This is a genomic window from Actinacidiphila glaucinigra (assembly GCF_035918135.1).
Classification (GTDB): domain Bacteria; phylum Actinomycetota; class Actinomycetes; order Streptomycetales; family Streptomycetaceae; genus Actinacidiphila; species Actinacidiphila glaucinigra.
In genome coordinates this window covers 63,440-81,757 of the sequence record NZ_CP109145.1, presented here as the reverse complement: position 1 = coordinate 81,757, position 18,318 = coordinate 63,440, and the positions used below count along the sequence as shown (strand labels likewise).

Sequence of the window (18,318 nt, the reverse complement as noted above, 5' to 3'; positions counted from 1 at the left end):
ATAGCCGCCAGGTCTTGCCGAGCATCGCCGGGTCATTCAGCATCAGTGTTGGGGAGTTGTTGATCGATCGCATTGGGGGGATCGTGTCGACGGGAACGAGTGGGAGTTACTGGCAGGGCAAGGCTCTGCCGAGCGTGTTCAAGCACGAGCTGCTGCGCCGGTACATCCCGCCGTTTGGCGGCATGACCGGCACGCAGTCGCACGATCGGCGCGTGGTGTACCTGGACGGGTACGCGGGTGAGGGCCGCTACGAAAACGGCGAGCCGGCGTCGGCTGAGATCGCGCTTCAGGTGGCCGAGCATCACCGGGCCATGGGCCTGAACCTGTCCTGCTTCTTCGTGGAGCAGCAGCCCAAGTCGTTCCAGCGGCTGCAGGAGGTGGTGAACGGCTATCGGGCCCGTGGGGTCAACGCGCAAGCGCACCGCGGCGAGGTCGACGGAGTCTTGGATGACGTGGTACGGCAGGCCCGCGGGGTGCCGCTGTTCTTGTTCCTGGATCCATGCGGTTTGTGTCTTCCTATGGAGCGCCTGGTGGATGTCCTGGCGCGCCGGCGTCCAGAGCGCAGGCCGGCTACGGAGCTGCTGATGAACTTCAGCATGATGGCTGTGTGGCGTCTGGGCGGTCACGTGCGGTCCCCGAAGGGCAACGAGAAGAGCCTGGAGCGGTTCGACGCCGTGTGCGGCGGAGACTGGTGGCGGGAGTACTTCGTCGATTCCACCGCGAGCGAGCACAACGCGACCGAGGCGGTTGCGGCCGAGTACGCCCGGCGCTTGAAGGAGCGCACCGGGATGTCCGTGCAGTCGGTTCCGGTCGCAAAGGCACCGCACCTCAAGCCGGTGTATCACCTTGTCTTCGCCACGCGCAGCCCCTATGGGCTGTGGGTGTTCGGTGACGCCCTGGCCCGCGCGCGGGACGAGTGGTGGAAGACGCTGGAGCTGCGTGACGGCGAGCAGAACCCCGACACGTTGTTCTCGACAGTCGAGGTGTGGCGTCCGGACCCTGGGGAGCTCGAGGCGGCCGCGGTCCCGGCCATGGCGGCCAATCTGGAGAGGGTGCTGCAGCACGCCCGGCGCCCCGTGAAGCTGGTCGATCACACGTTGGAGCTTTTCGGCACCTACTACGGGCAGGTCACCGACCCGGTGGTGCGCAGGGCAGTGAAGTACCTGCACCGTCAGGGCAAGACCCCGACCACGGGCGTCGGTGAGAGGCGGATCCGTGAGCTGATCGTGCACCCTGAGACACGATCGTGAGGCGGTGACGGTCACCGGTGGTGTCGTGTACACCGGTGACCGCCCAGGCGGTGTTGGCTATGCCACGACCGTCTGGGGTAGTTCGTCCCACGTACGGCCTGCCAGTTGGCGGCCGCCGGCTTTCGGCGTGCGCCCTCCCCACTGCTTGAAGAAGAAGGCCACGTGGGCGCTTTGACAGGCATCGCGGATCGCGGTGACCCAGGCTTCTTCCAGCGGGCGGTGACGTGGGCCGGACTCGCCGCCGGCGATGACCCAGTGGATGCCCTCCAGGTCGAGGCCGTCCAACGGGCCCAGCAGCGGTTCGCAGGACAGGAATCGCACGGCGGCGGGAACTTGGCGCAGGTCGTCCACGCGCGACAGCTCCGCTTCGGATTCGACAGATACGCCCATCCACACATTGGCTGGCCAGTCCAGCTTCGGGGCGACCAGTCGCAGCCGTCGTGCCCTCTTGGTGAGCACCTGGTAGGTGTGCTGTGGGGTGTCGGCCATGACCTGGAAGACCTGCTGCACGAAGTCCAGCGGAACCCGGGCGTGGAAGAGGTCCGACATAGAGTTGACGAACACGGTCCGCGGACTCTTCCAGCTGTAGGGGATGTCCAGGGCGTCCGGGTGGAGGGTGACGTCGAAGCCCGGCCCGGATGTGCGCGGGTCGCCATCGTTCTGGTACTTCGCCGCCCCCATCGCCTTCAGCCGCTTGGCCAACGTCAGGGCATAGCAGTTGTCGCAGCCGGCCGACACCCGGTCACATCCCGTCGTCGGATTCCAGGTCGCCTCGGTCCACTCGATCGAGCTGCGGTCACTCACCGGGCACCCCTCCGTACGCCACGGTCGCCCATCCTCGCGCCCGCGGTCTGCTATCCGTCCAACGAGGCGTGACGTCGCCGGACACCGACATCCAACCATCGGTCCCTTCACGGCGCGGACCGATCCAATAAATAGAACCTAGGTTTGATTTTGCGCTCATGGCAACAGCTCTACAGCTCGAAGTCGAGGTAGTCGATGTCGGTGAACTCCACTGCCAGTCCGGCGGCGCGGCGGCCTCGGTCCTTGAAGTAGATCTCCTGCAGGCCCTCAGCAGCGATCGCCTGCAGTTGAGCTTCGTTGGCGCCGGCATCGTGAGCGTCGAAGAGGCGAGCCGCGTACGTCGGCGGCAGAGCCTGCGTGATCAAGCGGAGCCTGGCGTCGTCAGTGGACCCGGGAGCCGCGGTGAAGCCGAAGCGTGCTCGTGTGTCGATGACGATGCCGCCGGTAGTGGTCGCGGCTCGCTTCGCCCGCGCACGGACCTGCGGCTGCCAGCGCTTCTTCACTTCGCTTTCCAGACGCGCAGCCAACTCGGCGCGGGGCCGCTTGATCTGGTTCCTGACGTACCGTTCTACCGTTCGCTGCGAGATCGCCAGGGCGTCGGCAACGCGCTTGGTGCCCTTGAGTTGCTTGACCAGGTAGCGCATCTGGGCCGGGCCGCTCTTGGGGATGGGCTGGGTGAAGGTGCCGTGCAGGGCGCGGTCGAGGCTGTCACCGATCATGCCCATGGGTCACTCCTCTCCGTCCTTCGCCGGGGACACGACGCCGTCCTTGATGTAGCGGGCGAGGTTGAGGTCGGCTCCGTACTCTTCCCGCTGGCTCTCAGCCCAGAAGGTGCTTTGCGTGCCCTCGTGCTTGACCATTCCCGGGCTCACGCCGAGCCGGAAGCTGCCAGGCACCGTTTTGCCATCCGGGGTGTAGGGCAGCACGTCCAGCGGGCTCTGCCCGTCCGAGGGGTAGACCGCGCAGTCCGAGAGCACCGCCACCGGGAACTGGCCGGTGGCGTTGGCGAGGTTCAGCATCTTGCGGTGCATGTTGATCCGAGTCGTGGCGATGACTGCGGCACGGATGTCTGGGCGCCAGGTCGGGCGCTTCAGCGCGTTCCATGGCTCCCCGGGGCGCCATCCACCGCCGTGCGGCCGCTCGCGGAGCTTGCCGATGCCGCCCTTGACCGTCGCCTTTACGGCCGACAGCACGATCGCCATCTCCGGATTGGCCTGCTTGTGGACCGCCATGGCCTCGAGGAACGCTTCAGGGCTCATGGAGGCGGTGACGCCGAGGTCGGCCATGGTGGCGACATAGGCGTTGCGCAGCCGCTTGTACCAGTCATCCAGGTACCGGCCGTTCTCCGGGCGCACATAGGCCTCGATGGGGTGGACGTCGTAGCCGAGTTCGACGGCGTACGCAACGGTGGGAGTCGCGTACCAGGCCGGGCCCTCGGGACGCTCCCCATGGGGCGTGAACGGCGACGGCAGGCGCGGGTCCAGTTCGATGTGCGACAGGTCGACCAGCCAGGAGCCCGGAAGCGCCTTGTCGAATTTGGGCTTATGGACGTGTACGGGCGCACCGAGACCGACGTACGTGCCGTTGGCGCCGGCGGCGAAGGCCATGTTCACATCGATGCCCACCACGAAACGCTTTCGACACTCTGCATCGGTCAGCGGCCGCGACCAGTCGTACGCCTCCTCGATCAAAACCTCAGCGGGGGTCCGCTGATAGAAGCGTGGGAGATGCGCGAGCAGCGGGTGCCCGTCGGGAACCTCCGGAGGTGCCGCCTCGACCGGCTCGCTTCCCAGGGAGCCAGGGTTGTGGCCAGAGACCCACTCCCCGCTCTGCTCGCCTTCGACCGCTCGGGTCGGCGGACGCATGGCTGTCATGAGCTCCTGGCCGATCACAGCCGTCGACCCCCGCGGCGTCATCACCCGAGATGCGTACACCCCGAGCAGGTGAGCCAGCGCAGGCGGTTCCAGGAGGGCCGCGTTACCCCACGATCGGGAGTCGAGAGCGTCCCATCCGAGGATGCACAGCTGGACACAAAAGCGCTTGTTGCCTTCAGCTGGCCGGTAGATCCGGGCCCAGGGCCCGAAACCGCGCTTCGTCAGCCGATAGTCCGTCTGGGCCACTTGCTTCACGATCTTGTGCCCCTCAGGGAGACGCCCAGCACGACGTTCCTCATCCGAGAGGCGGGTCGGCAGGCCGAATCGTTCGGCGGCGGCGTCGGTGAGGACTACCAGGGGGTCGGCGTCCTTGCCGTTCGCGTTCAGTCGCGCAGCGCCGAGCTTCGCCTCGCTCAGGGTCCACTGCACCAGGGACATCAGCGACTTGGCGGGGACGTCGAGGACCAGGCCGCCCACGCAGTAGGCCGACACCTTCCCGTCGGAGCCGACGTCGATCACAGCCAGCGGCCCGTTGACGAAGTCCCCGGCACTTCTGCGTGTTGCACTGGAAGAGGCTTGCGCCGCCTTCTGCGCACCGGGGCGTCGCGATGTGGAGGGTGCCGGAACACGAGGTGCGGGCGTAGCCGCTACTTCTGTCGGTCGCTCTAGGCGTGGAGCGGGGGGAACCTGTTCGGGCGCCGTCGGGGTGGTGAACGTTTCCGGGACTGGCGCCGCCACCGGTTCCGCGGTCTCGGCTGGGGCCGGGAACCGTGCGGCCAGGCCCTCCAGCAGTCGCGCGTAGGCGTCCCGCTTCGGCGGCCGCGGTTCTCTGCGGCCTGCCTCCCAGTCTCCTACCGACTGCGTGCGGGTCGCCAGCGCCTGCGCAATCTGCTGCTGCGTCAGCCCAGCTTCCTCGCGGAGCCGCCGACGCTCTGCAGGGGCAGGCAGATCTCCCCTGTCGACCTGCTGCAGGAGCGAATCGACCGCATTGAACAACTCGTTTTCCGTGGACACTTCCTCCACCTCCTGCACCAATCCTATCCCAATAGCACATCGGATCGAGTCCCGAATCAGATATCTGATCGGGTATCGAAACGCACATTGGTGATCATTGATCGCCTTGAACTGCCACGATGCGGAGCCCATTCGTGTCCCTTCGCGACGAAGGCTGAGCGTTCTCACCCAAGGTCGGACCGAAGAGGTCCTTCGCGCGAAGCTGAGCGCGCGATGACCGGTCCTAGCGCAGGACTCAGTGGTCTCCGGTGCGGTCAGCTCACCCCGCGCAGGGCACCGAAATCCCGTACCGGCTGGTCAACGCCCGCACTACGATGCGCGGATGAACGAGTTCGCGCCGTCCGGCCGACGCACCCTGTACCAGCCCGAGCCGCTGCGCCGCGCGCTGCTGGACACCTCCGTACTGACCACGGACATCATCGCGGCCACCCGGCGGCCGGCCCCGTCGTCGTTCGTCGCCGGAGCGCGGGCCGGAACGGTGCGGTGCCTGATCCCGATCCACGTGTGGGAGGAAGTGCCGCGGGTGCTGGCCGACCGGCACCACGAGGGCGGCCGGTTCGACCTGGGGCGGGCACTGGAGCTATGGCAGTCGCGGTACGCGCCCGTCCTATACGTCGTGGACAGCGCTGGCTTGCCGATGACCCCGCAGGCTCAGGTTCTTGCCGAACGTGATGCTTCCGATGTGCCGATGCTGCTGCTGGCCGGGGTGATCGCCCCGGCGGTCACCCTCGGGACCGACGCCGACCTGGTCGATAGCGGGCTCGTGGTCGGCGACTGGGCGGACCTACGCGCCGCCCTGGGGGACGTCGGGGTGACGGAGGGCCGGATGGCTGACCTGGAGCGGCAGGCCGAAGCCCTGCTGGTCCTCACCAGCAGCCTGGTTCGCGCGGCGGTGGAGTTCAGAAAAGATCCTATGCGGCTGGCGGTCGCGGCGGCGGTGGGCGCGGCAGCGGCCGGGGCACTGTACTGCTGGCGGCGGCGGAAGCGCCCGGGAGTCCCCTCGCAGCGGCAACGGGCGGCGCGCGTGGTGCTGGAGCAGGTCTCGACGCAGGTGGACGCACTCACCGAGCGGCACGCCCGCGGTGAGGACCGGTGGCGGCAGGCGGAGTTGGGAACGCCCGGGGACACGCTGCTGCACCGGGTTGCCCGGACGCTGGTCAGCTCCCGGCAGCCCCTGACCCGAAAGATGATCGTGGACCGCCTGGGCGAAGCCATCCCCGGTGTCGGGCACACCGAGCGGATGGCGGCCGTACTGGACGTGCTGACCGCCCACGCAATGTTCGTGGATGTCACGGGCCGGGGGCACTGGCAGGTCGGCCGCCTCGGCGGCCGGTAGCTGGACAGCGCCGTAGTCCAGGGCGCCCACGTGCACTCACTTACCCCTCGATGTGAATTGCTGAACCTTCGGTGGGACGCAGCACCCCAACCAGGCAGCGTCGGATGGTCAGCCGTACTCGCTGCACCTCACTTGACACGGAAGTGCCGCACGTAGGGGTCACGTTCGAGGGCAGGCCACTACGGGAATCACTGCCTTGGACCCTTCCCGCTGAACCCTCGTGCAGCCGCCGCCAGAAGGCCCGTCGACCACTTTGCCAGCGCTTGAATCAACGCCAGCGTGTTCTTCTGCCTTTCGTCGGCCATCCATGGCCACGTCAGCCAGGCGGGCAGCAAGCCCACAGCGACGACCAGGAGCGGTGCCATGCCTACGAGAGCGCACAGCACGAGGCACAGGGGGACGATCGTGCGAGAAGAGATCCACGAGAAGATGTCTTGAAGCATCGCGAAGGCACCATCCGTCGCCATAAAGCGGCACCTCGCGACGGGTTCGCCGCGAGTCGGAATTGGCACCTTCCCCACCTGGACCTCACGGTCGGCGGGAGGGTTGCCGGGGCTTCAACGGGCCGTTCCCTCTACCCCTCTGGTGGAACATCGCGAGCACCCTCACTCGCGCATGAGCAAGATACCCACCTGCAGGGGTCTAAACAACCTTCGCTCGACAGGGCTTCGACGGCGCTGCGTCGGCGGGGACGACCGCGCCCAGCCGTACCAGCTGAGATCCCCCGACCGCTGAGCCCTCGGGCTACTCGTCCATGCCGCGGGCCATGTCTCGCAGGCGGTCACCCACCGCGCGGCAGTCCGAGACCGCGCGGTGGTCGCCGCCGTACAGCGGCTGCCACCGGTACCCGCCGTGGTCGAAGTCCTCTTCGCCGTACCAGTCCGAGTAGCGCTCCATCACGTCCTCGAACCGCACCGTGTCCAGCCAGGCCTGCGCCGCGGCGGCCGGGTCGGCGTGACCGGCGTGGCGGTAGTGCTCGGCCAGTTCGTGGCGCAGGCGCCCGCGGTCGTACGGGGCGTTGTAGATCAGGCAGCGCTTCCCAGCGAGGACTGCGGTCAGCATGTCGAGCACCGCCCCGAAGGTGGGCGCCCCCTGGACCATGGCGTCGGTAACGCCGTGAACATCGGTCGCGTCGACGGGGATCGGCTGGCCCGGGTCGACGAGGGTGTCGAGGAGAGCGTCGCCGGCGGTCGTGGTGACGCCGAGGTCGACGATCCGCGCTTCGTCGTCGAGGCCGGTCGTCTCGGTGTCCAGCACGGTCACGTCCGGGTCGGCCAGCGCTGCGCGGGCCCACGCCTCAAGGTCGGCGACCTGCCGGCGGCGTGCCTCCGCGGCACGGGCCCGCAGCTCCTCGTAGGCGCGCTGGCGTTCCGCGCGCTTCAGCTCGTCGGCCTCGCGGCAGGGCGGGCACCAGCGCGGCACCCAGTGGTCCCCAGCGGCGCGCACGGCGGCGATCTCCTCGTCGGTAGCCGTGACCTTGCTGCAGTCCCGGTGTGGGCACGTACGGGCCCATACGGCGCGTCGTTCGGCCTCGAGCTGTCGCGTGATGGCGCGACGAATCCAGCAGGGCTCACAGGCGCCGTGGCGCTCCTCGGCGTGCGCGGCGAGCGACACGCGGCGGCACCACACGCAGGTGCGAGCTTGGAGCTCGCGGCTAGCCTGTTCGTCGGCCTCTCGGCAGGTCCTGCATGCACCGTCGTAGACGATGTGCTTGCCGACGACGCCGCACCGCGGGCAGGTCCGCCGCTGGTCCTTTGCTGCCTGCTGCTTCTCGGAGAGGGGCTTCATCGGCGCCGCCTCGGCCGGGTGGTACAGCGGGAACTGGCCCCAGCCGTGACCACGCCGGTACTTCCGCAGGTAGCCGACAGGCTGCTGGCCCTCGGTGGGCTTGAGCCGGTCCGCCTTGAGCTGCGTCATGGTGCGCAGGCCTTCGGGGACCTCGTCCGCCTTGTAGACGGGCGGCTCGTCCGTAGTGGTCGCGGGCGCAGTCACGGGTACCTCCGGGCGTGGGCGGTCGTACAGCAAGCAGAACGCATGCCACTGACAGCGCGGTGCGGGCGTTAGCCGAGGATCTTCGCGACGATCGGGGCAGCGTCATCCTCACCCTGGAGAGGCAACGCTGAAAGGCTCACTGATAGAGAAAGTCAACGTTCCCATTGGCGAGCCCGATGACCAGTTCCAGGGCAGTCTCGGCTGCTTCCAGCCGCTGTTGAGGCGAACGCACTGCGCAGGCGGAGCGCATTGCCTCGTGAACGCTCCGCGTGCCCCAGTTGTCCTCGTACACCTGGGCCAGGGTCCGGAACGGTGCCGAAGGATGGAAAGGCGCGTCGGCTGGCTCGCTACCTTCCACAAGAACTTCGGGCAGGTCACCGTATGTCTCGGCAGTGATCAGGCACGCCCAGTGAACCAGAATGCCTGTTGTCGCAGGGTCTTCTGCGAGGAGCGCCAGCAGCCCCTGCCGACACGGTTGGCAGTCGTCAAGGACTGCGTCGTAGAGCTGCGCCACCAGGCCAACGATGGCGGCGGTCTGGTTCTCCTCATTCTCATCAGGCGGGACGAACCCCCGCCAGTCGGCCGCGTGATCGTGAACGTGGTCAGTGGTGAGAACAAGCCGGGCCATGAGGCTCTCTCCATTCAGCTCGCGGATCGCACGCCTGCCGACATCCTTGCGGGCGAGGGTTTGCCGATGGACCTCGCGGCCGCGGTAGGTCTCGACGGTTCACGACAATGGCGAGAATATCGGGTGGTAGAGCTTCGGCCTGGGTCGCGGCAGTGCCCGAGAAGGGACGCTGGCCGGCTGCCTTCGGCCGACGCGGCAGACTTACGGCTTGGTAAGGGCCCCGGCAGCGGACGTGGGCGGCACAGACGGCATAGCTCAACGTGAGGCCGGCCCGCGTAGTCAACGGCTTCCGCGGCAGTGAGAGCGTCGCCACTGTCGATCCAGCAGTCCTCCCGGTGCAGCACCTGGCGCGGAGCTTGGTTCACTGCAGTGGGTAGCTGCTGCAGCCGCCAGCCGAGCGCAGGCCCAGACGCCCAAGGCTGATCACCTGTCTCGACTTCGTACAGGTTCTCCCACACGCGGCGGAGCTGCCCAGTGATGTGCGCCTCGAGCACGCTCAGTCGGCGCGGATCGGCTGGCAGGTCCGGGTACAGCGGGGCCATCGAGTCGAGCTGTTCGCGGATCCGGGCGAGTTGGCGGACCAGGTGGCCTTCGACGATACGGAGCTCGTCTGAATCGCTGGGAAGGTCGTCGTACACGTCGCCTGCCTGGCTAGGCGCTGCGGCGACGGTGGGCGAGCGGCGCCCAGGTGACGGTGCCCGGCCCGAACCGGGCGTTCACCGCGTCGACGACGGGGTCGAGGCGATGCCCGTTCTCCCGCTGAGGGTCGAGACTGAGCTGCATCGGCGCATCGTCGGCACTGGTCAGCTGCTCGACACGGACCGAGACTCCGCGTACGCGAGCCCGCTGCAGTCCCATGCGCTCGAACACCTCGACCGCCACCGCGCGCAGGTCGTCGGTGTAAGCGGTGGCCTCGGTCAGCGTCCGGGAGCGGTTCACGCTGCTGCCGCCGGCGAACGCCACCCCGAGGGTGAGCACGCGGGCCACTTGCTCACGTTCACGGAGCTGGTGCGCGACGTCGACCACCGCGTGGAGGATCTCGGTGTGGACCAGGTTTGGGTCCAGCGTGTCGCCGTCCAAGGAACGCTGGCTGCTGATGCTCTGCGGCAACGCGGTCGCGACCACCGGCCTCAGGTCGATGCCACGGGCCCGTTCATGGACCAGCCGCGCCTGCACACGGCCTTCAAGGACCCTCTGCAGCGTCTCCAGCGGCAGGCGCGCCACCTGGCCGACCGTACGCAGCCCATACCGGTCAAGCGTCGCGGCCTGCGCCGGGCCGACCCCGTATAGGTCTGCGACCGGCAGCGGATCGAGGAAGGCCCGCATCGCCTTGTGGTCGTCGGGGATGACGCGGATGCCACCGTGGCCGGGGTGGGCGGAAGCCATTGCGGCTACTGCCCAGGTCGGCCCGACCCCTACCTGAAGGGGCAGGCCCATCACCCCGAGGGCGCGGGTGCGGATCCGCAGCGCGAGCTCGTACGGGGTGCGGTCCCAGTACCGCATGGCGCCCCGGACGTTGGCGAGCGCCGCGGCCGGCGGAAGGGGTTGCACCACCGGTGTGACATCCCCAAGCAGCGCCAGAAGCTCCCGGAAGGGTGTGTCTGGGACGCGGCGGTCCATGATCCGCACGTGCAGGATATGCGCGCCGCGCTCGGCGCAGGCAGCCTCGTCGTCCATGGTCACCGCCTCCTCACCACTCCACTGTACACATGTTCGATTTTGTCGGCGATGGCTGGCGCCGCGTTTCACTCGGGAGGGTGGTGCGGGAAAGCGCAGGTGACAGCGCCGAACCGGACCTGCTGCGGTCACCGGAGGCTCACGTGGCAGGCTGGTAGGCATGTGCGGTCGCTACGTCTCCGCCCGACGCCCCGAGGACCTGGCGCAACAGTTCCGGGTCACCGAATGGAACCCGGAAACCCTGCTGGCGCCGAACTGGAACGTCGCCCCGACCAACCAGGTGTGGTCGGTTCTGGAAGGCGTCGACCGGGAGACCGGGGCGCTGGAGCGGCAGCTGCGTCCGTTGCGATGGGGCTTGGTCCCGTCCTGGGCTAAGGACCCGGCAATCGGATCCAAGATGATCAACGCCCGGATGGAGACCGTCCACGAGAAGCCGGCCTACCGCCGCGCGTTCACCCGGCGACGCTGCCTGCTGCCTGCCGACGGCTTCTACGAGTGGGTCCCGGTCCCGGCCACCGAGGACCGGAAGGCCTACAAGCAGCCCTACTTCATCAGCCCCGAGGCGGGGGACCAGGGCATGGCCTTCGCGGGACTGTACGAATGGTGGCGGAACAAGGAGGTCGCCGGCGACGACGCCCCGGGCGCCTGGCTCGCCACGTGCACGATCATCACCACCGAAGCCACCGACGCCGCCGGCCGGGTCCACCCCCGGATGCCGCTGACCATCGCGGCCGCCGACTACGACGCCTGGCTCGACCCCGAGCACCAGGACCCCGACGAACTCCGCGCCCTTCTGACCGCACCTGCCGACGGTCGCCTGTCGGCCCGGCCCGTGTCTTTGCAAGTCAACAACGTGCGGAACAACCGGCCGGAACTCCTCGACGAGGCCTGACGAACACGCCTCCGCTGAGCAGGGTCCGAGTTCGCTCCGGGCAACTGCTTCGGCACGCGCGGGGCGCCGGCGTGCGGGTACTCCATGGCGGAGGGCTGGGAAGGACGTAACTGGTCGTGGATCGGGCCGCATGAGGCCAGTACCAGCCGAATGCTCTGCCGGGCGGGGTGTCCCAGTAGTCCTGAAACCAGCAGCGGTCGACGCGGTGTATGCCGAGTGCGACCTCGCGGGCGTGGAGAGATTCGGTGTGGTTGCAGTCGTAGCAGAGAAGCCCGCGCACCAGGCCACTGTGGTGGTTGTGGTCGACGACCTCTGCAGGGCCCGGGCAGGTAGCGCAGTGGCCGTCTTGCTCGGCGAACAGACGCCACCACACGTACCAGCGGGGAACGCGACCTTCAAACGGCCAGATCTCCGTCAAAGGCCCGTGCCAGGGACGTCTCGGAGCGCGCGGTGGTTCGGCATGAAAGGAGCCCCAGTGCCGACCAGCAGACTGACATCGAGACGGCCCACCGATCGGACGCCGCTGATAGTCCGCGCCCCACGGGACAGTCGGCAAAAAGTGGGTCACTTGCGCAAGAGCTGAGGCCATGGCCTTGGAGGATCGCCCACGCGGGGAGCTGGACGGCGGGAACGCCAAGGCCGTGAGGGTCCATACGTAAAGGTGGGCCTCTCTCGGCCGGTCTGGCTGCGGGTCCACGGTCAGAAGCTGAACAGGTCGAGGACGAAGGCGGCACGAGCTTTCCAACGGTGAGAACGAGAGCAGTAGCCGCGAGGCCTCCACCATGCCGACCAGTCGATTTCCCGGTCGCACCACCGGCACGTCCAACTCACTTCAACGCTCACGTCCCGGACCCTAGCAACGCCACCCCGCGAGTCGATGTGCAGGTACGAACTGAGGACGGCTCGCACCGCGACCGGCACCAACGCAGCCGGCTGCTTCGCCCTCGCTCAGGACACGGTCAGCCGGCTACGTCCCTACGACTACCCCGCCGTGTGGAGCTGCGCAACGACGCCGCTCAGGTCTGAGCGGCCACCTCGAACTGCCCTCTCAGTCGCGGACCAACTCGCGGTGCCGGCTGCGCATGACGTCCTTGAAGTAGAGCCGGAACCCGCGCAGTCCCTGCAGCGGCATGCGGCCGGAGGCAAGGCAGGCGTGCCAGGCGGCCTCCACCATGAGCGCAGCAGCCTCATCCCAGTCTTCGTCTCCGCCGTGCCCCACCGTGGAGGCTGCGGCCATGAACCGGGCGGCCTTCCTGGCGGCCACGGCCACGGGCGTGTCGGGACCGGTGAGGGCGTTCACAGTCCGGTAAGTGAAGGGGGCCCGTCCGCGGGTTCGGATGATGTCCGAGCACATCAGCGGGTCGGAGTCGAGTACAAGAAGCCCGGCACGCGCCAAGCTCTGCCCATTGCCGACTCCGGTCCCCGCGGCAGAGAAGGCGAGGAACGCTGCGTGATAGGCCTCCGCATCGGTGTCCCAGGTGGCTGACTCGAACCCGGCCCGCCGCAACGCTGCCTCGGCGGCCTGTAGACACGGGTCACCGATCTCCTGGACTTTCGGGTAGTCCTTCTCCTTGAACGCCTGCTCGACCAGCCCGCAGGCCTCGAACCAAGCGCCGGCCTCGGCGCAGACGTAGGCGATGCCCGTGAGATTGTTTGCGGCCTCGGAACAGCCTGCCGTACGGAGCTCTGCGGCCAGAGACAGCCACCGCGTGTTCGGGGTGACCAGGGCCAAGGCGTCGGTGTACCGAATGATGCCGGTGGCGGCGTGGATCTGGCGGGCAAGGGCTGCCGCGCGGCTGAGGTGCTTGGGCATCGTGGCCTCGGAATCCGGCGGGATCCGCCCACGCCCTGCCCGCCCCGTTGCTCGATGCACACACTGATCGACGGGAACGCGGGCCACTCTGGGACCTTCACCCGTGGTCGTCCGCTGCGTGGGAGCAGACGGCGGGAGGCAGTACGCGTCTAGCCGAACGGCAGCGTACCAGTCCGGTGTGCTCAGCTCGTCTACTTCTCGGGGCGTCCCTCCTCCTCCGCCGGTTCGTGCCGGTGCGCTTCGATGCTGGCCTGCAGAGCCGCCATCAGGTCGACGACGTCCCCGGGTGCCGGCGCCACCCCAGCGGTCTTCGGTAGAGGCTCGCCCTCCAACTTCGCGGTCACCAGCTCCGTCATGGCATCGCGGTACCGGTCGCGCAGCACCGCCAGGTCGAAGTCGGCAGAGAGCGCGTCCATCAGACCCATGGCCATCTGCACCTCCTGCGGCCGCACAGTGACGTCAGCAGCCGGCGCGAGGCCCTCGGCGGACCGGACCTCGTCAGCCCAGTTCATCGTCTGGAGAACCAGCAGATCATCCCTGACCCGGAGCAACGCCAGCTGCTCCTTGCTGCCAGTGCGCATCGTGACCTTGGTGATGGCGACCCGACCGGCCTCGCGCATCGCGTCGCGCAACAGAACGTACGGCTTGGCCGCCGAAGTGTCGAAGCCTAGGAAGTATGAGCGCGACAGCTGCAGGGGATCCACTGACGCTGCGTCGACGAATGCCACGACGTCGACGGCCTTGATGGAGGGGAGCGGGAGGTCGGCCAGATCGTCCTCCGTCAGCACCACCGTCCGGCCGTGAGGATCGGTGTAGCCGCGGGCGACCTGCTGAAAGGGCACCTCCCGGCCACAGACTTCACACCGGCGACGGAGCTTGATGCGTCCGCCGTCCTCCGCGTGGACCTGGTGCAGCGACACGCCTTGCTCCTCGATAACCGAGTGGACCGTCACGGGAATCGACACGAGTCCGAAGGTGATCGCGAGGCGGCTGATGGCGGGTGACATGCACTCCATCGGACCTGGGGCGGATGGCATTCACACCCCGGCCAGCCCAAACGGGCGAATAATGAACGACCTGCCACTCGCTGCGTGTTTCGCGCGCTACCTTGGTTCAGCGTCCGTTCAAAGGTCCTCGCTGAGAGAACTCTGCAGCAGCGAGGACGAGTGCGGTGCGCCTGCCACGCAGAGCCTCACTAGGCCGACAGGCCCAGTGACTGGCTCTCTCAAGAATGCGGCCCCACATGTCCTACGCCATTGTCGGTGGCGTCGTCGTACTCACGGTTGTATCTGCTGGCTTCGTCGCGATCGCGCTCACCGCGATTCGCCGCGCCCGTCCGGAGGAGGTGTCCTCCGTACTGCGAGAGCTGGTTCCCCTGGTGCGGGCGATGTTGCGTCGCCGATAGGTCCTGAGCGGCGGTGCGAGATCGTGCTCCCGCACCGCACCTGCTCCAGTGGCCCGTCGGTCAGCAGCCTCGGCTTCCAGGGAAACGCAAAGCGGGGTTGCCCTCCAGGAGAGGGCGACCCCGCTCAAAATGCGGACACGCCGACGGCAGACAGTCAGCCGCGGACGATGTTCTCCGCCTGCGGGCCCTTCTGCCCCTGCGTCACATCGAAGCTGACGTGCTCACCCTCCACCAACTCGCGGTAGCCGTTGCCGGCGATGTTGGAGTAGTGGGCGAACACGTCCGGGCCGCCCCCGTCCTGGGCGATGAAGCCGAAGCCCTTTTCCGAGTTGAACCACTTCACGACGCCAGATGCCACGGTGTTCGTCCCTCACATACTGCTGATGCGGCGCTCCGGCAGGGCGCGCCGGCGGACCCCCGTCTGGGCCGCAGCCCATGCATACCCGACGATGCGACGCCTAGGCCAGCATCCCCCCATCGGCTGGCCTGTCTTCAGACTCTAGGGGTGAGGCTTACCGGGCCCCCGCCGGCATCACTGGTGCGGAAGACGGGCCAGCAGACTTCGATGTACGTCTTGCTCTCAGTACGGGCGTCAAGCCCACCGCGAAGATAGTGCTCACGCAGGGGCGCTTCGACGCTGATGGCGTGCTCGGCCACGAAGGTGCCCAGCGCGGCGAACGTCTGGTCCAGGTCCTGCGCAGGGCCGATGTGGACGGCGACCGCATACTCCGCGGCCGGCAACACCAACGCCTCCACACGGCCTGCCACCGCTGTCTGCATCGCCCCGGTTACCGGCACGAAGGCGGTGACCTCACCGCGCTCAGTCTCGAACAAAGCGGGAGCGTACAGAGCCCCCTCTGACCCAGCCGCCGCGACCTGCGGGCAAGCGACAATAGCCTCGTGGATCTCAGCCAGTGCCTGCGACAGCCACCGGGGCACCAGCTCCTGATCCAGCACGGCCCGAACCGCCAACACAGCCGTGGGCGGGGTCGAACGAAACTCCACCGGCACCCGAGACGGAGGATTGTCCAGCAGATTACGCAGCGACGTCACCGTCTCCTGTGTCTGGCGCAGCTGCTCCTCCACCCTCTCCAGATGCTGCAAGATCACCGCTTTACGGGAGGCCACGTCAGGGGCGTGCACCACTGCGGAAAGTTCCTCCAAGGGCATTCCCAGATCCCGGAAGCGGCGGACTACCTGCGCCAGGGGAACCTGGTCCGGCGAGTACCGCCGGTATCCGGTCGCGGGGTCGACGTCTGCTGGCTCCAGCAGCCCAATGTCGTGGTAGTGGCGCAGCGACTTCACGCTCAGGTATGTCATCCGCGCGAAGTCGCCGATGCTCAGCAAGACCGTTCCCATGGCAGGCATCCTCTGCTCTTCCTTCCCCCTGGGGAGAGTCCTTTCGCCACGCCCCGCCCGCCGCGAGACAGACGCGAGCAGGGCGTGACGAGGCAGGCTACTCGTCAGTGAGGTCGAACTTGTTGCCCTCCGGGTCGGTGAAGGTGGTGAACCGGATCCCGTTCTCCTTCACCTCGGCCACGACGCTCGCGCCGAGGCCAACCAGGCGCGCACAGTCCCTCTCGTAGTCGTCCGTGGAGAAGTCGGGGTGAGCGCGGTTCCGACCGGAGGGCAGAGCGTCGAGCTTCTGGAAGACGTAGAAGGGGTTGCCTTGGCCCATGCCGATCGTGACGATGCCCGGGTAGTCCGACGGGTCGACGTCCTGGCCCAGGGCCGCGGCCCAGAACCGCGCCAGCGCCTGGGGGTCGACGCAGTCGAACGTGATTGCGTGCAGTTGTACAGCCACGCCATTTCTCCTTACCTTCGAGGGATTCCTGCAGGTCAGCGGTGCATGGCCGCCGATACGCTCGACCCTCAGCCCTCCCATAACGGGAGAGTCAAACGGGGAGACGACCTACTCGCGCGCAGCAGCAGGGCACCTGGTGCAGCCGCGCGCTGCGGATACCTGGTCGACTGGGTGACGGTGAAGGCCCACCGGTATGAGGCGGTCGACGACATCGAACGCGACGCCCTGGTGCGGGAGGCGGAGGCCTGCCCGGGCCTTCCGATCGCCACAACGCCGGCGGACACGCCACAGCCGAGCCGAACCTGCCGGACTGCGGGAGGTCGCCGGGTAGCGTAGGGCGGTGACCAGCGCAGATGACAGCGGCGACGGAGTCGGGCCGTGGGCGATAGTCCGGCTGCCCGACGGTCAGGACCTACGCGCGATGGTGCTGGAGCGGCGCCAAGAACACGACGGTTCGTGGTGGTACCAGGTCGTGATCACGTTGCTGGAGAAGAACGACGTGCACGGCGTGATGAAGGCGGTGCCAGCACCGGTGTCCTTTTGGGCACCATCCGCGACCTGCAGCCCGATTGAGGGAGAGGACTACGTCCTCGTGCCGACGACGCGCGCCGGGCACATCGCGCGGTGGCTGGTCGAGCGGCGCGTCCAGGCGCCGGGCCAGGAGGGCCCGCAGCTCCTGGTACACCGCGGCGACTGCGGCAGCGTACGCAGCAGCCGGGAGGAGGTAGACCCGCATAGGGCCTGGGAGGTGCTGCAACAGCCTGACGCTGCGCAGTGCCCGGTATGTCGGCCGGAACGAGCGCTGATTGCGGTCCTGCAGTAGCTGCGTGCTCTGGGGATAACCCGGCGGCCGTCACGAACTGTCGATCGCATCTTGGGGGCGAGTGCCCATGATCACGGCCGCCTGCTCGGAACGCGGGCCGGGCCTTGTCACACCCTGATGAGAAAGTGGCGGGGTTAAGAACTTCAGGGTGCAGTGGGACGGGCCGAGCGGTCGCGTCACGTCGGTGGTGTCCTACGGAGGCAGCGCCGCCGAGAATCGGAAGGCGGCCCTGGAGGCGGAGGGCAAGACGAACGTCGTCGTGGTCGCGGCCCCGATCTTTTCGAAGCGCACGGGGTGAATGAGAGACGACGTCGCGCTTGGAAGCAGAAGGTCGTAGTCCTGGTCCCTCGCTGACGCCGAGCCACTCCGTTCGCATGGCAGCCCGCCACCGCGGCGCATGTGGCCCGAAACCAGCGATCAAGGCACGACGCGGATCGCGTCTGGGTTCCACCAGTAGGTGCGCCAGTAGACGACGCGGAAGCCGTCTCCCTCGAGGAACGTCACTTTCACCTGGACCGCGTGCCGCCCGTCCCGGTACCGGATTTTGTGCCATACGACGCCATCGTGCCAATGGCCGCCCACACGGACCTGGACCTGTGGCTGCTGCCCGGGCTGGAAGCTCTCGTATTTCGGGATTTGGTCATGCGGCACCTTGCCGCGGGGGACGCGGACCACGTCTCCATCGAGGAGCTGCCCCTCCACCGGGCTGAGCGCGGTTACCGGCGCCCGCACTTCGAACACCTCTGGGTCCCACCAGAACCACGCCTTCCGCTGGCCGTCCGACAGCGTTGGCCACAGCATCAGGTGCACGGCCTTCCGGCCGTCCGCGTGCTCGCGGCGCTCCATCACCGCCGCCCGGTAGAGCCGGCCGTCGAGCTGGAAGTGCACACGCTGCCGCGGGTACTCCGGGATGGGTTCGACGCACGCAGGAGGTTCCCCGGGTTCCCAGGGCGGCGCCTCCACTGCATCACGCCAATCGTTCATGCGTTCGACTCTATGGCGGGGG

Annotated in this window: 20 protein-coding genes and 1 riboswitch; of the genes, 5 read left to right on the top strand and 15 right to left on the bottom strand. The window is 67.9% G+C overall.

Annotation, left to right across the window (positions count from 1 at the left end; all coding sequences use genetic code 11):
• The first annotated feature begins 14 nt into the window (after positions 1-14).
• On the top strand, positions 15-1,250 hold the full coding sequence (gene tcmP / locus OIE69_RS43640; RefSeq protein ID WP_326581666.1) for a three-Cys-motif partner protein TcmP: 1,236 nt from the start codon (positions 15-17) through the stop codon (positions 1,248-1,250).
• 57 nt (positions 1,251-1,307) lie between these two features.
• Here tcmP and OIE69_RS43635 read toward each other — a convergent pair whose 3' ends face one another.
• The 3 genes from OIE69_RS43635 to tap all read right to left on the bottom strand — a co-directional run bounded on the left by OIE69_RS43635 (position 1,308) and on the right by tap (position 4,942).
• The gene (locus OIE69_RS43635) at positions 1,308-2,054 is read right to left on the bottom strand and encodes a DUF5131 family protein (RefSeq protein ID WP_326581665.1); all 747 of its coding nucleotides are present in this window, start codon (positions 2,052-2,054) and stop codon (positions 1,308-1,310) included.
• Positions 2,055-2,224: 170 nt separating this feature from the next.
• Positions 2,225-2,779, bottom strand: a complete 555-nt coding sequence (gene tpg, locus OIE69_RS43630; RefSeq protein WP_326581664.1) for a telomere-protecting terminal protein Tpg — start codon at positions 2,777-2,779, stop codon at positions 2,225-2,227.
• 3 nt (positions 2,780-2,782) lie between these two features.
• On the bottom strand, positions 2,783-4,942 hold the full coding sequence (tap, locus tag OIE69_RS43625; RefSeq protein ID WP_326581873.1) for a telomere-associated protein Tap: 2,160 nt from the start codon (positions 4,940-4,942) through the stop codon (positions 2,783-2,785).
• Between the two features lie 322 nt (positions 4,943-5,264).
• Between tap and OIE69_RS43620 the strand changes: the two genes are divergently transcribed.
• Positions 5,265-6,278, top strand: a complete 1,014-nt coding sequence (locus OIE69_RS43620; RefSeq protein ID WP_326581663.1) for a PIN domain-containing protein — start codon at positions 5,265-5,267, stop codon at positions 6,276-6,278.
• Positions 6,279-6,466: 188 nt separating this feature from the next.
• Here the strand turns inward: OIE69_RS43620 and OIE69_RS43615 are convergent, their stop codons facing one another.
• From OIE69_RS43615 to OIE69_RS43600, 5 genes are all read right to left on the bottom strand, one after another.
• Positions 6,467-6,745, bottom strand: coding sequence for a hypothetical protein (locus OIE69_RS43615; protein WP_326581662.1), 279 nt, complete (start codon positions 6,743-6,745; stop codon positions 6,467-6,469).
• Positions 6,746-6,748: 3 nt separating this feature from the next.
• Positions 6,749-6,870: riboswitch (SAM riboswitch) on the bottom strand.
• Positions 6,871-7,022: 152 nt separating this feature from the next.
• The gene (locus OIE69_RS43610) at positions 7,023-8,270 is read right to left on the bottom strand and encodes a 3'-5' exonuclease (RefSeq protein ID WP_326581661.1); all 1,248 of its coding nucleotides are present in this window, start codon (positions 8,268-8,270) and stop codon (positions 7,023-7,025) included.
• Positions 8,271-8,406: 136 nt separating this feature from the next.
• The gene (locus OIE69_RS43605) at positions 8,407-8,898 is read right to left on the bottom strand and encodes a hypothetical protein (protein ID WP_326581660.1); all 492 of its coding nucleotides are present in this window, start codon (positions 8,896-8,898) and stop codon (positions 8,407-8,409) included.
• 14 nt (positions 8,899-8,912) lie between these two features.
• Positions 8,913-9,440, bottom strand: a complete 528-nt coding sequence (locus OIE69_RS44915; protein ID WP_392567711.1) for a DUF6233 domain-containing protein — start codon at positions 9,438-9,440, stop codon at positions 8,913-8,915.
• Positions 9,441-9,549: 109 nt separating this feature from the next.
• Complete coding sequence (locus OIE69_RS43600; RefSeq protein ID WP_326581659.1) at positions 9,550-10,575, bottom strand: DNA polymerase Y family protein; 1,026 nt, start codon at positions 10,573-10,575, stop codon at positions 9,550-9,552.
• 160 nt (positions 10,576-10,735) lie between these two features.
• Between OIE69_RS43600 and OIE69_RS43595 the strand changes: the two genes are divergently transcribed.
• A complete protein-coding gene (locus OIE69_RS43595; protein WP_326581658.1) occupies positions 10,736-11,467 on the top strand; it encodes an SOS response-associated peptidase in 732 nt (243 codons plus the stop codon).
• Here OIE69_RS43595 and OIE69_RS43590 read toward each other — a convergent pair.
• From OIE69_RS43590 to ku, 3 genes are all read right to left on the bottom strand, one after another.
• Positions 11,421-12,056: an endonuclease domain-containing protein gene (locus OIE69_RS43590; RefSeq protein ID WP_326581657.1), complete on the bottom strand. Its 636-nt coding sequence runs from the start codon at positions 12,054-12,056 to the stop codon at positions 11,421-11,423. The two genes, OIE69_RS43595 and OIE69_RS43590, sit on opposite strands and share 47 nt — an antisense overlap.
• Before the next feature lie 459 nt (positions 12,057-12,515).
• Entirely contained in the window at positions 12,516-13,280 is a 765-nt protein-coding gene (locus OIE69_RS43585) for a hypothetical protein (RefSeq protein ID WP_326581656.1), read from the bottom strand.
• Between the two features lie 191 nt (positions 13,281-13,471).
• Positions 13,472-14,287, bottom strand: coding sequence for a non-homologous end joining protein Ku (gene ku, locus OIE69_RS43580; protein ID WP_326581655.1), 816 nt, complete (start codon positions 14,285-14,287; stop codon positions 13,472-13,474).
• Positions 14,288-14,523: 236 nt separating this feature from the next.
• Between ku and OIE69_RS43575 the strand changes: the two genes are divergently transcribed.
• Positions 14,524-14,685, top strand: coding sequence for a hypothetical protein (locus tag OIE69_RS43575; RefSeq protein ID WP_326581654.1), 162 nt, complete (start codon positions 14,524-14,526; stop codon positions 14,683-14,685).
• Positions 14,686-14,839: 154 nt separating this feature from the next.
• Here OIE69_RS43575 and OIE69_RS43570 read toward each other — a convergent pair whose 3' ends face one another.
• The 3 genes from OIE69_RS43570 to OIE69_RS43560 form a co-directional block, all read right to left on the bottom strand.
• The gene (locus tag OIE69_RS43570; RefSeq protein WP_326581653.1) at positions 14,840-15,043 is read right to left on the bottom strand and encodes a cold-shock protein; all 204 of its coding nucleotides are present in this window, start codon (positions 15,041-15,043) and stop codon (positions 14,840-14,842) included.
• A 134-nt stretch (positions 15,044-15,177) separates the two neighbouring features.
• Positions 15,178-16,044 (bottom strand): MerR family transcriptional regulator, encoded by an 867-nt coding sequence (locus tag OIE69_RS43565; RefSeq protein ID WP_326581652.1) that lies wholly within the window; start codon positions 16,042-16,044, stop codon positions 15,178-15,180.
• Positions 16,045-16,141: 97 nt separating this feature from the next.
• The gene (locus OIE69_RS43560; RefSeq protein WP_326581651.1) at positions 16,142-16,489 is read right to left on the bottom strand and encodes a VOC family protein; all 348 of its coding nucleotides are present in this window, start codon (positions 16,487-16,489) and stop codon (positions 16,142-16,144) included.
• A gap of 340 nt (positions 16,490-16,829) precedes the next feature.
• On the opposite strand from OIE69_RS43560, the gene OIE69_RS43555 reads away from it, so the two are divergent.
• Positions 16,830-17,312, top strand: a complete 483-nt coding sequence (locus OIE69_RS43555; RefSeq protein WP_326581650.1) for a DUF6233 domain-containing protein — start codon at positions 16,830-16,832, stop codon at positions 17,310-17,312.
• 417 nt (positions 17,313-17,729) lie between these two features.
• Here OIE69_RS43555 and OIE69_RS43550 read toward each other — a convergent pair whose 3' ends face one another.
• Positions 17,730-18,296, bottom strand: a complete 567-nt coding sequence (locus OIE69_RS43550; RefSeq protein ID WP_326581649.1) for a hypothetical protein — start codon at positions 18,294-18,296, stop codon at positions 17,730-17,732.
• Positions 18,297-18,318: the final 22 nt, after the last annotated feature.